This is a genomic window from Nocardia sp. NPDC050630, assembly GCF_044457245.1.
Taxonomy (GTDB): domain Bacteria; phylum Actinomycetota; class Actinomycetes; order Mycobacteriales; family Mycobacteriaceae; genus Nocardia.
In genome coordinates, this window is sequence record NZ_JBITGN010000002.1 from 253,142 (window position 1) to 267,578 (window position 14,437).

The following is a 14,437-nucleotide window of genomic DNA, read 5'->3' on the forward strand; positions in this document are numbered from 1 at the left end:
GAGCGAGCCTTACGAGCGAGGTGTTCGCGGCCAAAAATTCACAAGAGCGGATCGTGGCGGATGTTCTTGGTTTGTGTTCCGGCGGCCATCAACCGGAACTTGGTGGTCTGCACCATCGATGGTGATCCGACTATCTGCACATCCCGGTCGGACCAGGAGCCGTAGCTCGCGACGACCTTGCCGATCTGGCCGGTTACCCTGGCTTCCAACCCTGGCCAGGTGCGCTCCGGTTCGCCGGAATCCAGATACCACCAAGGGTTTTCATCGGTCTCGGTGACCGGCGTTACGGTGAGCCATTTATTGGCGGTGGCCAGTTGGCTCAGGATCTCCAGATCGTAGAGGTCACACGGGTGATGGCCGCCGACGAACAGGTGCACCCGTGGATTGACGCGCCGCTGTGCCATCGCCATGAGCTGGGCGCGCAGGGGTGCGATGCCGGTACCGCAACCGACCATCAGCATTTTGCGTTTCACATTGCGCGGTATGCCGAGTCCGCCGAGCGGTGAACCGAGCAGCCACTGGTCACCGATATTGGTGTGGCCGACGATGGCCGGACTGACCCAACCGCCGAGCACCCCGCGGATGTGGAATTCGATCTCTCCGTTGGCATTCGCGGGCACCGCCGGGGACAGATAGCGCCACATGCGCGGCCGCGCCGGGATCTGCACGCTGATGTACTGGCCCGCGGCGTATTGCATCGGCTGATCCAATTGCAGCCGCACCACGGCGAGATTGCGCAGCACCTCGCGCCGCTCGACGACGGTTCCACTCCAGACCGGAGGCGTCGATTCCTGTTCGGCCGCGCCGATCATGGTGTCGCCGATGATTTTCAGACCCTCATCCCAGGCCCGGTCGACCTCATCGGTCCACATCTCGGTGCCCGCGAAGATCCGCATCGCGGACTTCAACGAGGTCGCGACCGCGTTGTAATGCGCGGCCTGCACCCCGTACTTGCGGTGATCGCGCCCGAGTTGGGCGAGGAATGGCAATAACTTATTCGGCTCTTCCAGCCGATCCAGCGCATAGGAGATCGCCTTGACCAATCTGTCACGCTGGGAATCCATCGCCGCGGGGAAGAAATCCCGGACGGTGGGATAGTTCGTGAACAGGATTGCGTAGAACGAACTGGCTAGCTTGGCCTGGCCCCCCTCCTCCGCAGCAACCGCCTTGAACGTCGTTCTTATCAAAGCGACCGTCCGCGAGTCCATTTGTGTCACAACCCCTTTTGCACTCGAACACAAACCTCTGCCGACGAGTGAAGTGCTGCGGGACACTCGACAGCAGCCGATGCGAACGAGTGTATGCGAGGTTTGCCAGCTTCGGAATCAGTCGCATAAACATCAAGCGTGTAATTCCGTCGAAACGAGGATTCGCGCCACGAAAACCCTTGAAAACAAACCGAAAGAACGAACACGACGGCGAAATCCGTCATATAACCACCGGATTCGGAAGGCCCGGTTTGCAAGTTTCATCCCAAACGAGGTCGTGGAGCGATCGCACGGCAACCCGCGGTGCGGTACGGCCCATCGATTCGGTCACACCGCGAGCACCCACCGACCTGGCGATCGACGGCACCGACGACCCGCCCCGGCATATAGTTTGCTGAAGCACGAGCCACAGCAAACTTCGCAGCTCGGCACATCATTGGCAACCCTTCAGAAGCACGCCGACACCCACGCGGCGCTGAACCGACTGCCCGGTAATGAAACCCGGGTCGGGAGTTTTGCTCGAGCACTGCCAGCAGTTATTCGAGGCCATAACCCGATACGGCGTTGCAAGAGAAGGCATTCACTTATCGGCACGAAATGACAAAAGGCTCCGGGGCTCGGCCGAAACCGAATCCCGGAGCCTTCGCGCTTATCAGCGCCTATTGCGCGGCTTCCACACCACCAGTGCGGTACTGCGTTGCGGCGGCGTGAGATCGGGGCGATACCCCGCGCGCAGCCGGTCCAGCTCCGCCGACATTTCGGCGACGCGCTGTTGCAGTTCCTCGACCTGATTGGTGAGTTCGATGATGCGCTTGATGCCCGCCAGGTTGACGCCCTCGTCCTGGGACAGCCGCTGCACCTCGCGGAGCAGTTCGACGTCCCGTGTCGAATAACGTCGACCGCCACCCGAAGTCCGTTGCGGGGTAACCAGGCCGAGGCGGTCATACGTGCGCAGTGTCTGCGCGTGCATACCCGCCAACTGGGCCGCCACGGAGATCATGAAGAACTCCGCTCGCGACGCCGCGCCGGATGCCTGCTTCGGATTATCGGACATTACGCACCTGCCCATCCCGCACGTGGATCGAACCCGCTGGCCTTCTCCGCCTCCGCGTAGCGCTTGAGCGCCTCGGCGGCATTGTCGTCCAGCTTCTGCGGCACGGCCACCTTGACGGTGACGAGCAGATCGCCCGCCCCGCCGCCGGGACCGCGCTTGGGCACGCCACGGCCGCGCACCCGCAGGATCCGACCGTCCGCGGTGCCCGCAGGCACCTTGACGCCGACGCGCCCTTCCAGCGTCGGCACGGAAACCGTTGTGCCCAGCACCAATTCACTGTAACTGACCGGCAGCACCAAGGTCAGGTCGTCGCCGTTGCGGCCGAAGACCTTGTCCTGGCTGACATGCACGGTCACATAGAGATCACCCGAGGGCGCACCACGCAGTCCGGCCTCGCCCTGTCCGGCCAGCCGGATCTTCTGCCCATCGCTGACACCAGGGGGAATCCGCACCGTGATGGTGCGGGTCCGATTCTGGATGCCGCTGCCGCGGCAGTCGACGCACGGATCGTCGATGATCGAACCGGTACCACGGCATTCGTCGCACGGCTCGCTGAAGCCGAATGCGCCCTGGTTGCGGCTGATCACGCCGTTTCCGTTGCAGACGGGACAGACTCGCGGACTGGTCCCCGGCTTGGCGCCGCTGCCGTGACAGGTCGTACACGGCGACGGACTCGTCATCCGCAGCGGAACCGTGACACCCTGTGCGGCCTCGCGGAAGCCGAGGGTCGTCTCGGTCTCCACATCGGCGCCGCGGCGGGGGCGGCTCGCGGTGCGCGTGCCGCCTCGGTTGAACAGGCCACCGAGCAGGTCTCCGAGGCCACCGTCGCCGGCATTCGCCTGGCCGAAGATGTCCCCGATATTGAAGTCCTGCGAGAAGCCGCCACCCGCACCAGGAGTGAAGCCGCCGCGTCCGTATCCGCCACCGGCGAACAGCTTTCGGGTCTCGTCGTACTCCTTGCGCTTGGCCGGATCCGACAGCACGGCATGCGCCTCACTGACGGATTTGAACCGTTCCTCGGCCCTGGTATCGCCGGGATTGGCATCCGGATGTAGGTCACGCGCGAGCTTGCGGTACGCCTTCTTGATCTCGTCCTGCGAGGCGCTGGAGGAGACACCCAGCTCCTTGTAGAAGTCCTTTTCGATCCACTCCCGTTGGCTCACTGGGCATCTCCTCCTCTCGGGTTCTTATTGGTTGTTCGCATTGGCATCAGCATCCGATGCCTCTTCTTCGACCAGATCGGCCACGCCATCGGTTACCCCGACGAGCGCGTGCCGAAGCACTCGATCGCCGAACCGATAGCCCTTGCGCATGACAACGCCTATCACCGGGTCGTGGCCGGAGCCCTCGTGCTGCACGGCCTCGTGCAGGGTCGGGTCGAAAGGTTCACCCTCCGCACCGAATTCCTGCAGCCCCTGCTTGTGCAGCGCGTCGGCGAGCTTATCCGCGACCGACTTGAGCGGTCCGGCATCGAGATCGCCGTGCGCCCGCGCACGATCGAGATCGTCGAGTACGCCGAGCAATTCAGAGACTACGGCCGCCTTGGCGGAATCGATGGTTGCCTGCCGGTCCCGCTCGACCCGACGCCGGTAGTTGGCGTATTCGGCGGTGAGCCGCTGCAGATCGGCGGTGCGCTCGGCCAGCTCCTTGGTGATGGCCTCGGCCATGATCTCGGCGCCCGCATCGGAACCGATGACAGGTTCGGTGCCGTTCCCGGCTTCCGGGCCGGGCCCGGCGGCGGATTGTTCCGCCGCCGGTTCCCGGATTTCTCCTGTCTCCGGATCGATCTTGCGGTTGTCGACGAAGGTGATCGGCTCCTGTTCGGAGTTTCCCTCGCTCACTTCTTCTCCGTGTCGACCGGCTCGTCCACGACCTCGGCATCCACGACCTGGTCATCGCTCGCGGAGCTCGACGCGCCGTTGCCGGACGCGGCCTGCTCGGCGGCAGATGCCTCGTAGATCGCCTGACCCAGCGCCTGCGATTCGGTCGCGAGCTTCTCCACCGCGGACTTCACGGCCGCGATATCGGTGCCCTTGAGCGCCTCGTTCGCCTCGGCGATGGCCGCCTCGACCTTGGTCTTGACGTCCGCGGGGACCTTGTCCTCGTTCTCCTTGATGAACTTCTCGGTCTGGTGCACCAGCGACTCGGCCTGGTTGCGGGTCTCGGCCTCCTCGCGGCGGGCCTTGTCCTCGGCGGCGTGCGCCTCGGCGTCCTTGACCATCCGGTCGATCTCCTCCTTGGACAGGCCGGAGCCGTCCTGGATCTTGATCGTGTTCTCCTTGCCGGTGCCCTTGTCCTTCGCGGTCACGTGCACGATGCCGTTGGCGTCGATATCGAAGGTGACCTCGATCTGCGGCACACCACGCGGGGCCGGCGGGATGCCGGTCAGCTCGAAGGAGCCGAGCAGCTTGTTGTGCGAGGCGATCTCGCGCTCACCCTGGAACACCTGGATCTGTACCGATGGCTGGTTGTCATCGGCGGTGGTGAAGGTCTCCGAGCGCTTGGTCGGGATGGTGGTGTTGCGCTCGATGAGCTTGGTCATCACGCCGCCCTTGGTCTCGATACCCAGCGACAGCGGGGTGACATCGAGCAGCAGGACGTCCTTGACCTCACCCTTGAGCACACCGGCCTGCAGCGCGGCGCCGACCGCGACGACCTCGTCCGGGTTCACGCCCTTGTTGGGCTCCTTGCCGCCGGTCAGCTCACGGACCAGGTCCGAGACGGCGGGCATACGGGTCGAGCCGCCCACGAGCACGACGTGGTCGATATCGGCGACATTGATACCGGCGTCCTTGATCACGGACTGGAACGGCGCGCGGGTGCGGTCGAGCAGGTCCGAGGTGATCTTCTGGAATTCGGCGCGGGTCAGCTGCTCGTCGAGGAACAGCGGGTTCTTGTCGGCGTCCACGGTGATGTAGGGCAGGTTGATCGAAGTGCTCTGCGAGGAGCTCAGCTCGATCTTGGCCTTCTCAGCCGCCTCACGCAGGCGCTGCATGGCCATCTTGTCCTTGGTCAGGTCGATGCCCGCGCTGGCCTTGAACTTGTCGACCAGCCAGCTGACAACGCGCTCATCCCAGTCGTCACCACCGAGGTGGTTGTCGCCGGAGGTGGCACGGACCTCGACGACGCCCTCGCCGATTTCCAGCAGCGAGACGTCGAAGGTGCCGCCACCGAGGTCGAAGACCAGGATGGTCTGTTCCTTATCGCCCTTGTCCAGGCCGTACGCGAGTGCGGCCGCGGTGGGCTCGTTGACGATGCGCAGCACGTTCAGACCGGCGATCTGACCGGCCTCCTTGGTGGCCTGGCGCTGTGAGTCCTCGAAGTACGCGGGCACGGTGATGACCGCGTCGGTGATCTCCTCGCCCAGGTAGGCCTCGGCGTCGCGCTTCAGCTTCATCAGCACGCGCGCGCTGATCTCCTGCGCGGTGTACTTCTTGTCGTCGATGGCCACCGACCAGTCGGTGCCGATGTGGCGCTTGACCGAGCGGATGGTGCGGTCGACGTTGGTGACCGCCTGGTTCTTGGCGGGCTGGCCCGTCAGAACCTCTCCGTTCTTGGCGAACGCGACGATCGATGGGGTAGTGCGCGATCCTTCAGAGTTCGCGACGACGACCGGCTCGCCGCCTTCGAGAACGGCGACGACCGAGTTCGTGGTCCCGAGGTCGATTCCGACCGCACGAGCCATGGTGGTTCCTCCTAGTTGACGTAACTTCTTGTGCTGGTGCTGGGTATTCGCGGTTTTCGGGTGCTCCACCCGCTCTGCGACATCCCGCTCGGGACTACCGAGTCGACTGCCGCGAGACCTCGCCCCAAGCACCTCACGGAGCACGGTCCCAGCAACGCTGAGCGTGGTCGGCTCAATCCTGCACCCATTAGACACCGGGCGTCAACTGAAACTTGAGCCGCACACACTCAACGTTGTCGAACAGCTCAACCGACCGCCCACGCGGTCTATTCCCGATTCGGCGAGAACGAGGCGCCATTTCTCGTCAGGCCCGAGAGCGCGAGCCAGTCGACACTTCTGATCGACAGTCGCTGGATCCGCCCCGTGCAGGTTGCCCGTCCGTCCGGCGGTCCACGAGGATGGCGGCGATGGCGGTGCCGATCCCCGAGAGGAGTGGAAGTGTCGACGAAGACGCGGTCGTGGTGGGGCTGGGGGAATATCGAGGACGCGGTCGTCGGCGCGGAGCGGGCGGCGCTTACGGCGCGGGTCGCGGCGATGCTGCCCGGTGCCGATCTCACACCACACGAACCGCCCTCGATCGAATCGCTCGGGCTTCCCGAACCGCGAGTGACCGCGCCGGATTCGCTCGCCGAGTCGGTGTCGGCGGACCCGGCCGATCGAGCCGCGCATGCGCACGGTCAGGCATTTCGCGATGTGGTGCGCAATCTGCTCGGCGAGGTGCGCAATGCGCCGGATCTGGTCGTTCGGCCGCGCACGGAGAGCGCGATCGTCGATGTGCTCGACTGGGCGGCCGGGGCGAATATCGCGGTAATCCCGTTCGGTGGCGGCACTTCCGTGGTGGGCGGGGTCGAGCCGAGATTACCCAGTCGAGCCGCATCTGCCGGGCCGAGCACTGCCGGTGCCGGAGCAGACGAATTCGCGGGGGCGATCAGTCTGGACCTCGGTCTTCTCGATCGGGTGCTCGAGCTCGACCGCACCAGCCGGGCGGCGCGAATTCAGGCCGGAGTCCTCGGACCCGCACTGGAGGATCAACTGCGCGGTGCGAATCTGACGCTGCGGCATTTTCCGCAGTCGTTCGAATTCTCGACGCTCGGTGGCTGGCTGGCCACCAGGGCCGGTGGACATTTCGCGACGCTGTACACCCATATCGATGACCTGGTCGAGTCGATGCGGGTGGTGACGCCAACGGGTACAAGCGAATCGATGCGGCTGCCCGGATCGGGGGCGGGGCCGTCACCGGACCGGATGTTCCTCGGGTCCGAGGGCGCACTCGGCGTAATCACCGAGGCGTGGATGCGCTTACAGGACCGACCGCGTTGGCGCGCAACGGCTTCCGCGCACTTCGACGACTACACCCAAGCGGTCGCCGCGACCAGGGCCATCGCGCAGTCCGGCCTTTACCCGACCAACTGCCGACTGCTCGATCCGGCCGAGGCATTTCTCAATGCCGGTGCCGCGACGAACGGCGGTGTGCTGGTACTCGGATTCGAATCCGCCGATCACCCGACACGCACCTGGCTGGAACGCGCGCTCGAGCTGGTCGCCGACCACGGCGGCACCCTTCCCGAACCCGCGCGCTACACCGAGTCCAATGAGCACCAAGGCGGTTCGGGCGCGGGCGACACCTGGCGTTCGTCCTTTCTGCGGATGCCTTATCAACGCGATGCCCTCGCCGCCCAGTCGATGATCACCGAAACCTTCGAAACCGCCTGCACCTGGGACAAATTCGACAATCTGAAGGCAACGGTGACCGAGGCCGCGAACGCGGCCATCCGATCAGTCGGTGCCACGGGCGTGGTGACCTGCCGCTTCACCCATGTATATCCGGACGGTCCGGCACCCTATTTCGGCATCTACGCCGCCGGTCGCTGGGGCAGTACGCTCGCGCAGTGGGATGACATCAAAGCCGCTGTCTCCGAGGCGCTCTCAACCGCGGGCGGGACCATCACGCACCATCACGCGGTGGGCCGAGACCACCGAACTTGGTACGACCGCCAGCGCCCCGACCCGTTCGCGAACGCGCTGCGGGCCGCCAAATCCGCGCTGGATCCGGCCGGAATCCTCAATCCTGGCGTGCTGATCTGAACTCAGCACTTATCCGCCGGGCGGGCCAAACCCGGATGGATGCCAGGGATCAGTCCGTTCGCCGCCGCGGTGCGCTGTAGTAGGTCGACCAGGGTGGCGCGCTCGTCGGGATCGAGCGCGGCCGTGATATCCGCATTCAATCCGGTCACGAGCTCCTCGGCCTGGATGAGCAGCTCGTGCGCCGCCGGAAGTAGATAGACGGCGTGCGCGCGCCGGTCCTTCGGATGTTTGCGCCGCTCGACGAGTCCACGCTTCTCCAGTTCGTCTACCAGCCCGACCATCACATTGCGATGGATCCGCTGCGCCTCGCACAACTGCTGCTGCGATTGGCCGTCGTTGGCACGCAATATCCGCAGCGTGCCGTAGTGACGTGGGCTGATGCCCAGCGGCGCGAGCAGGTCGGCGAAGCGCTGAGCGACGTGGAATCCGAGTTGGCCGAAAAGGAACGCGGGGTGCTCGGACAGCGGCACGAAGGTCGGATCGGTCACGCACCGAGCATACCCCGGTCAATGCACTATTAGTGATTGCACACTTGATTGATAATCACTTCATGTGCATAGTTTGAGGGGTCGTCCTACTCCACCGATTCGAAAAGAGCCTCCTCGTGGATACCGACATCTCCCCCGGCGCGGACGCGCCCCTACAACTCGACCCCCGCCGCTGGATCGCCTTCGCGGTCGTACTCGCCGCGGGCTTCATGGATCTGCTCGACGTCACCATCGTCAATGTCGCGGTCCCGAGCATTCAGACTGATCTGGGGGCCCAGTATTCGCAGATCGAATGGATCATCGCGGCCTATGTGCTCGCCTTCGCCGCAGTGCTCATCACCGGCGGCCGCCTCGGCGACATCTACGGCCGCAAGCGGATCTTCCTGATCGGCATGACCGGATTCACGCTGGCCTCGGCAGCGTGCGGCGTCAGCGCCGATCCGACCATGCTGATCACCTCACGGTTCATCCAGGGCGCGATGGCGGCGCTGATGGTGCCGCAGATCCTCGCCATCATCCGGGCCACCTTCCCGCAGCAAGAGCGCGCCAAGGCCATCGCGATCTACAGCGGTGTCGGCGGCTCCGCTTCGGCGGTGGGACTGTCACTCGGCGGACTGCTGGTGCAATGGAATCTGTTCGATCTGGACTGGCGGCCGATCTTCCTGGTCAATGTGCCGGTCGGGATCGCGGCACTCATCGCCGCGACCATCGTTATGCGAGATTCGCGCTCGGCAGCCGCGCCGCGACTGGATCCCATCGGCATGGTGCTGGCGATATCCGCGGTACTCCTGCTGGCCTATCCGCTCACCGAGGGTCGCCGATTGGATTGGCCCGCGTGGACTTTCATCATGATGGCAAGCGCGGCAGCGGTCTTCGGGGCATTCGTCGTCTTCGAGCGGCGGCGGGCGCGGACCGTCGGATCACCGCTGATCGATCTGGAGCTTTTCCGGTCCCGACCGTTCGCGGTCGGCCTGGCGAGTTGGCTGCTGTTCTGGATCGGGCTCGGCGGGTTCTTCCTGATCTGGACGCTGTTCATGCAGGGTGGCCTGGGCTGGTCGGCGATGCGGGCCGGGCTCACGGCGGTCTTCTTCGCGGTCGGCGCGGGCATCGGGGCCGGGGTTTCGGTGAGCGTGCTCGCGCCTCGGTTCGGACGCATAGTGCTGGTCACCGGTGGTGTGGTGAATGCCGGTGGATTCGCGCTGTACGGATGGCTGGCCGCACACTACGGTGCGTCGATCACGTCGTGGCAGATGGTGATTCCGCTGATCATCACCGGTGTCGGATTCGGCATTGTGGTCGCGCCGACCATCGACCTGCTGCTCGGTCAGGTGCCGGCGCGCGAGGCGGGGGCGGCGTCCGGACTACTCAATACCGGACAGCAGCTCGGCACCGCACTCGGCGTCGCGCTGGTCGGTGTGGTGTTCTTCGGTCAGCTGGATCATGATTCGGCGCGCGGGGTCGAGGCGGTCACACCGCAGGTGCGCACCGAACTCTCGACGATCGGCCTTCCGGAACCGGCACAGGACCAGATAGTCGCTAATTTTCTTGCCTGCGTTCGCGATCGGTCCGCTCAGGTTGACCCGACCACGATCCCGGACAGTTGTCAGAGCTCCGACGCGGCCGATTACGCTGTGGCACGGGGGCTCACCGATGCGGGCGAACGGGCCAATGCGGTGAATTTCGCCAACACCTTCCGCTACACACTGTGGTACGGCATCGGCCTGCTGGCCGTCATGTGCCTCGGCTTCCTCATGCTCCCCAAGGACGCACGGCTCGAGCAGCACGAAATCGGCGATCCTCTGGAACTGGTACCGACGGGGGTATGAGTTGAAAGTACTTGCCATCGGACGCGCACAAGACATCGTGGACACCGCCGCCGAACTCCTGCGGGCCAACGGATTCGCTGCCGTGGGGACCATCGCCGATGCCGAGGCGCTACGCGTGCTCGATATCGGCGAAGTCACCGATCTGATCATCGGTGGTGGGGTGGAACCGGATTCGCGTGCGGCACTGCGGCGGAAGGCGGCCGCACAACAGGTCATCGTGCACGAAGCCCAGCGCGGCGGCCGCGGCATCGAGGACTATCTGAACGACGTGGTGATCCCGACGCTGAAGCGTCGGTAATACCGAGACGGCGGTTCCCGCATGCACGCGGGAGCCGCCGTAGTTTGCCCTCGCCAGACGCGACTGTCCGATCCAGACCCGCGATTCCCGCTGTGCCCGATGAACACGGCAGTAGGGTGGCCGCAAGAGCAGGCTTTCGCCGAAGCACCGCGCGCCGCCGATCCGAGGGAGTTCGATCATGAGGGCCGCCGTCGTCACCAATACCAAGTTTTCGGTGGAGGAGTTGCCGACACCGACGCCCGGGCATGGGCAGGTGCTGATCAATGTATCGCGGTGTGGCATCTGCGGGTCCGATCTGCATGCCCGTACCCATGCCGATGAGATGGCCGAGTTGGCCACACGCACCGGATACGACCACTTCATGCGTGCGGAGCAGAGTGTGGTGCTCGGACACGAATTCAGTGGCGAGATAGTCGAGTACGGGCCGGGCTGCCGCAAACGCTGGCGCACGGGTACACCCGTGGTGGCACTGCCGATCGTGCGGCACGACGGCGCACCGCAGCTGACCGGGCTCTCGACAGCCGCGCCCGGCGCATATGCCGAGCAGGTGGTGGTGCAGGAATCGATGACGATGCCGATCCCGAACGGGCTCTCGGCCGAGCATGCCGCACTCACCGAACCGATGGCCGTCGCCTGGCACGCGGTGCGCAAGGGGCGGGTAAGCAAGGGGCAGACGGCTTTCGTAATCGGCTGCGGACCTATCGGTTTGGCGGTTATCAGCATGCTGAAGGCGGCGGGCGTACGCACCGTTGTCGCCAGTGATTTCTCGCCACGTCGCCGCGAACTCGCCGTCGGTTGCGGAGCCGATATCGTGGTCGATGCCGCGACCGAATCCCCCTGGGCGGCAGCACCTCAGCGCGGGCGCATCAAAGGTGTCACCGACGTTCTCAGCCTCGGTTTCGACACCATGGAACGGCTGCGGCGCATCCCGAATCTGCCCTGGTGGTACGTCTTCCGGCTGGTGCATGCGCTCAATGCGGGTCCGACCGGTCCGGTGATCTTCGAATGCGTTGGCGTGCCGGGCATCATCGATCAGATCCTCACGGCCGCGCCGCCGCTTTCGCGCGTTGTCGTGGTCGGCGTATGCATGGAGACCGACCGATTCCAACCGGCGATGGCGATCAACAAGGAAATCGAACTTCGCTTCGCCTTCGGCTACGACCCGGGTGAATTCCGCGACACACTGCATATGATCGCCGACGGGAAGGTCGACCCTGCCCGCCTGATCACCGGCACCGTCGGGCTCGACGGTATCGATAATGCGTTCACCGCGCTGGCCGATCCGGAACAGCACGCGAAGATCCTGATCGACCCGGCCAGTACGGCGACGACGCCCTGACGCTCAGCCGAGGTGGCGGTCGCGGTCGGGCTGCCGGTCGAGCCACGAGGGCGCGGCGGTGTCCAGATAGCTGAGCGCGGGTTCACCGTGTTCGAGATAGGCGGCGTGGCCCTCCATCCGGGCACGGAAGGCCTGCCAGATGCGACGGGACGACTCGGGTCCGGCGAAGGTGTCCACGGTGTCGACGCGGACCCACTGCCAGCGGTCGAGTTCGCTCGCCCGCAGCTGGATGGCCGAGGCGTCGCCGAGCTCACCGCAGTCGAAGATGTAGCGGATTTTGTCACCCGCGGGTTTGCGCGCCCAGTCGTGCACGAGCAATCGGCACGGCGGGCGGTCCAGGCCGAGTTCCTCGCGGATCGCACGGCGACAGGCCGCTGCCGGTGATTCGCCAGGCGCGACAATGCCGCCCGGAATGTCCCAACCGTCCCGATCGACCGGATGGACAAGCAGCACCTCCTCGCCGCGCACGAATAAGGCTCCCGCGGCCAGTCTCACCTGGGCGAATGGTTTCGTGTCGCGGTCCGACATCACCTCACGACCTTCCTTCGCCGGGTCCGGAAATACGCGGGTTCGGCGGAGTTGCCGCCGTTCGGCCGCCCCTGCTGCGACGATGGGCACGGTCTCTCCACTTGTACACCAGCAGCGCACATACGTCCTCGAACAGCTCGAGAAGGTGGGCTAAGCATGGCCGAGAAGATCTTCGACATCGTGTGGGATGCGATCGATGACATCCGCGGCGACGTCGAGAATATGCGGCTGCGGTCGCAGTTGATATTCGAACTGACCGACCGGATCGCGGCCGAGGGTTGGTCCCCGGAGGTCGCCGCCGAGCACCTGGGCGTCACCGCCGCGCGGATCTCCGATCTGCTCGGCGGCCGAACGCAGCTGTTCAGCCTGGACGCGCTGGTCAATATGATCGCCGCGGCCGGACTGCGGGTGCAGGTGCTGATCACCTGAGCCTCAGCTGGCGGCGAGTACCTCATCGGCGATCTGGCGGTCCAATGTGACCCGGACCAGCGCCGCGGCCAGATCGGCGGTGTGGTTTTCCGGCGCGAGACCGGCCAAGCGGTCCGGATCTTTCGGAAGTCGGACGCGTTCGGCGCCGCGCAGCGCACGTTCGTCGAAATGCGGTCGAACCCAGGTCCATACGTCCTGGACTTCCCTCAGGAAGATATCGCTGCCGGTCGGGCCGATGCCCTTGAACTGTTGCAACAGTTCGGCGGCGCGGGACGGGTCGTGCTCGGCTTCATCGGCCAGTTTGCGCAGATCGCCGCCGTAGCGGTCCAGCACGCGCGACGCAGTGACGCCCAAGCGCGACGCCGTACTCTCGTCATAGCGTTTGTAATGGGCGCGGCCGAGAGCGTCGACGAGCTCTTGCCAGTCGGCGTCCGCGACCCGGCTCGGCGTGCGATATCCGCTGCTCACCAGCTCCTTGGTCGCCGCGACGGCGATATCGGCGGAGATCCGGGTGCTGAGCAGTTCGGCGAGCATGAGCAACTGGAATAGCGGTGCGGGTTTATCGGCCAACTTGATACCCGCCTCGGCCGCGTAGCCCGTGCCCGCCCGGTCCAGCAAAGCGTTCACCACATCTTTTTGAGTCATCGCATGCTCCTGGGTTCGGATATCCGGGGCGTACCCCCGGGTCGCGGGTCCACACCGGGGCTACGCCGCGTAATCCTTGGCGACGACTGTGCGGGCAACCTTCTGCGGCGCACCGCCGATCAGCCCCCGCCACGGCAGATACGGCAGCAGGCGGACATTGAGATTGCGCATGCGGATCATCGAATTGCTCGGCGGCGCATACCATTTGCCGACGCCCTCGGCGAAGTTCTGGCAGGCCCGCACCATCGGCAGGAAATCGCGAGGATCTACTGGCGGGCGCGCGCCGCTGCCTGTTCGAGAAGGGCTATACGCGCACCACCGTGCGGGATATTTCGAATGCCGCGGGCGGGGTCAGCATGGCCGCCACCGGCTACCACTTCGGCTCCAAGGAGGCGCTGCTCAATGCGGCACTGGCCGAAGCGAATCGGGAGTGGGGCGATGAGCTCGAACGGACACTGAGTGCGGCCGCCCCACCGAATTCGACTGCGCTGCAACGTTTCGAAGCGAACTGGACCGCAGTGCTCGACTCGATCGCGGACCATCGCGGACTCTGGTCGGCGACCTTCGACATCCTCGCCCAATCGGGTCAGGACGAGGCGACCCGCGAACAGTTGGCGGCAAGTCTCGACGAAGCTTCCCGTGGGTTGGCCCGGCTCTTCGAGGGCATCGATGAATCCGACACCAGAGGTGGGCGCACCATCGGGTCCTTTTACCAGGCGCTACTGACGGGACTTGCCGCCCAGGTGCTGATCGATCCGGACCACGCGCCGTCAGGAAAGGACCTGGCAGCCGCTTTACGCCGAATCACCAGCTGACCAGCCCACCACCACCTACAGGTTGCAGTAGGTCCTG

Annotated in this window: 15 protein-coding genes; 6 read left to right on the forward strand and 9 right to left on the reverse strand. The window is 65.2% G+C overall.

Annotation, left to right across the window (positions count from 1 at the left end):
• Positions 1-38: 38 nt before the first annotated feature.
• From ACIBG0_RS08615 to dnaK, 5 genes are all read right to left on the reverse strand, one after another.
• Entirely contained in the window at positions 39-1,208 is a 1,170-nt protein-coding gene (locus ACIBG0_RS08615; RefSeq protein ID WP_397030623.1) for an FAD-binding oxidoreductase, read from the reverse strand.
• Positions 1,209-1,860: 652 nt separating this feature from the next.
• Positions 1,861-2,262, reverse strand: a complete 402-nt coding sequence (locus ACIBG0_RS08620; protein WP_397030625.1) for a heat shock protein transcriptional repressor HspR — start codon at positions 2,260-2,262, stop codon at positions 1,861-1,863.
• Positions 2,262-3,425, reverse strand: a complete 1,164-nt coding sequence (dnaJ, locus tag ACIBG0_RS08625; protein ID WP_397030627.1) for a molecular chaperone DnaJ — start codon at positions 3,423-3,425, stop codon at positions 2,262-2,264. The genes ACIBG0_RS08620 and dnaJ overlap by 1 nt, the downstream gene beginning before the upstream one ends.
• A gap of 24 nt (positions 3,426-3,449) precedes the next feature.
• Positions 3,450-4,103, reverse strand: coding sequence for a nucleotide exchange factor GrpE (grpE, locus tag ACIBG0_RS08630; protein WP_397030628.1), 654 nt, complete (start codon positions 4,101-4,103; stop codon positions 3,450-3,452).
• A complete protein-coding gene (dnaK, locus tag ACIBG0_RS08635; RefSeq protein WP_397030629.1) occupies positions 4,100-5,947 on the reverse strand; it encodes a molecular chaperone DnaK in 1,848 nt (615 codons plus the stop codon). The genes grpE and dnaK overlap by 4 nt, the downstream gene beginning before the upstream one ends.
• Before the next feature lie 438 nt (positions 5,948-6,385).
• Here dnaK and ACIBG0_RS08640 point away from each other — a divergent pair, with 438 nt between their 5' ends.
• Entirely contained in the window at positions 6,386-8,032 is a 1,647-nt protein-coding gene (locus ACIBG0_RS08640) for an FAD-binding oxidoreductase (protein WP_397030630.1), read from the forward strand.
• 2 nt (positions 8,033-8,034) lie between these two features.
• On the opposite strand, the gene ACIBG0_RS08645 is transcribed toward ACIBG0_RS08640, so the two are convergent.
• Entirely contained in the window at positions 8,035-8,520 is a 486-nt protein-coding gene (locus tag ACIBG0_RS08645; protein ID WP_397030632.1) for a MarR family winged helix-turn-helix transcriptional regulator, read from the reverse strand.
• A 116-nt stretch (positions 8,521-8,636) separates the two neighbouring features.
• Here ACIBG0_RS08645 and ACIBG0_RS08650 point away from each other — a divergent pair, with 116 nt between their 5' ends.
• From ACIBG0_RS08650 to ACIBG0_RS08660, 3 genes are all read left to right on the forward strand, one after another.
• Positions 8,637-10,346, forward strand: a complete 1,710-nt coding sequence (locus tag ACIBG0_RS08650; protein ID WP_397030633.1) for an MFS transporter — start codon at positions 8,637-8,639, stop codon at positions 10,344-10,346.
• Between the two features lies 1 nt (position 10,347).
• On the forward strand, positions 10,348-10,644 hold the full coding sequence (locus tag ACIBG0_RS08655; protein WP_397030634.1) for a hypothetical protein: 297 nt from the start codon (positions 10,348-10,350) through the stop codon (positions 10,642-10,644).
• 178 nt (positions 10,645-10,822) lie between these two features.
• Positions 10,823-11,983, forward strand: a complete 1,161-nt coding sequence (locus ACIBG0_RS08660; protein ID WP_397030635.1) for a zinc-binding dehydrogenase — start codon at positions 10,823-10,825, stop codon at positions 11,981-11,983.
• Between the two features lie 3 nt (positions 11,984-11,986).
• Here ACIBG0_RS08660 and ACIBG0_RS08665 read toward each other — a convergent pair whose 3' ends face one another.
• On the reverse strand, positions 11,987-12,601 hold the full coding sequence (locus tag ACIBG0_RS08665) for an NUDIX domain-containing protein (protein WP_397030636.1): 615 nt from the start codon (positions 12,599-12,601) through the stop codon (positions 11,987-11,989).
• 66 nt (positions 12,602-12,667) lie between these two features.
• On the opposite strand from ACIBG0_RS08665, the gene ACIBG0_RS08670 reads away from it, so the two are divergent.
• Entirely contained in the window at positions 12,668-12,940 is a 273-nt protein-coding gene (locus ACIBG0_RS08670) for a helix-turn-helix domain-containing protein (protein WP_397030638.1), read from the forward strand.
• 3 nt (positions 12,941-12,943) lie between these two features.
• Here the strand turns inward: ACIBG0_RS08670 and ACIBG0_RS08675 are convergent, their stop codons facing one another.
• Positions 12,944-13,585, reverse strand: a complete 642-nt coding sequence (locus ACIBG0_RS08675; RefSeq protein ID WP_397030640.1) for an endonuclease — start codon at positions 13,583-13,585, stop codon at positions 12,944-12,946.
• 60 nt (positions 13,586-13,645) lie between these two features.
• Positions 13,646-13,831, reverse strand: a complete 186-nt coding sequence (locus ACIBG0_RS08680) for a hypothetical protein (RefSeq protein WP_397030642.1) — start codon at positions 13,829-13,831, stop codon at positions 13,646-13,648.
• A gap of 23 nt (positions 13,832-13,854) precedes the next feature.
• On the opposite strand from ACIBG0_RS08680, the gene ACIBG0_RS08685 reads away from it, so the two are divergent.
• The gene (locus ACIBG0_RS08685; RefSeq protein ID WP_397031191.1) at positions 13,855-14,400 is read left to right on the forward strand and encodes a TetR/AcrR family transcriptional regulator; all 546 of its coding nucleotides are present in this window, start codon (positions 13,855-13,857) and stop codon (positions 14,398-14,400) included.
• Positions 14,401-14,437 lie beyond the last annotated feature (37 nt).

Excerpts from the sequence above, each read along its gene's own strand:
- ACIBG0_RS08675 (WP_397030640.1), bottom strand. The coding sequence starts at position 13,585 with ATGACTCAAAAAGATGTGGTGAACGCTTTGCTGGACCGGGCGGGCACG.
- ACIBG0_RS08620 (WP_397030625.1), bottom strand. The coding sequence starts at position 2,262 with ATGTCCGATAATCCGAAGCAGGCATCCGGCGCGGCGTCGCGAGCGGAG.
- ACIBG0_RS08660 (WP_397030635.1), top strand. The coding sequence starts at position 10,823 with ATGAGGGCCGCCGTCGTCACCAATACCAAGTTTTCGGTGGAGGAGTTG.
- ACIBG0_RS08615 (WP_397030623.1), bottom strand. The coding sequence starts at position 1,208 with ATGGACTCGCGGACGGTCGCTTTGATAAGAACGACGTTCAAGGCGGTT.
- ACIBG0_RS08680 (WP_397030642.1), bottom strand. The coding sequence starts at position 13,831 with ATGGTGCGGGCCTGCCAGAACTTCGCCGAGGGCGTCGGCAAATGGTAT.
- dnaK (WP_397030629.1), bottom strand. The coding sequence starts at position 5,947 with ATGGCTCGTGCGGTCGGAATCGACCTCGGGACCACGAACTCGGTCGTC.
- ACIBG0_RS08670 (WP_397030638.1), top strand. The coding sequence starts at position 12,668 with ATGGCCGAGAAGATCTTCGACATCGTGTGGGATGCGATCGATGACATC.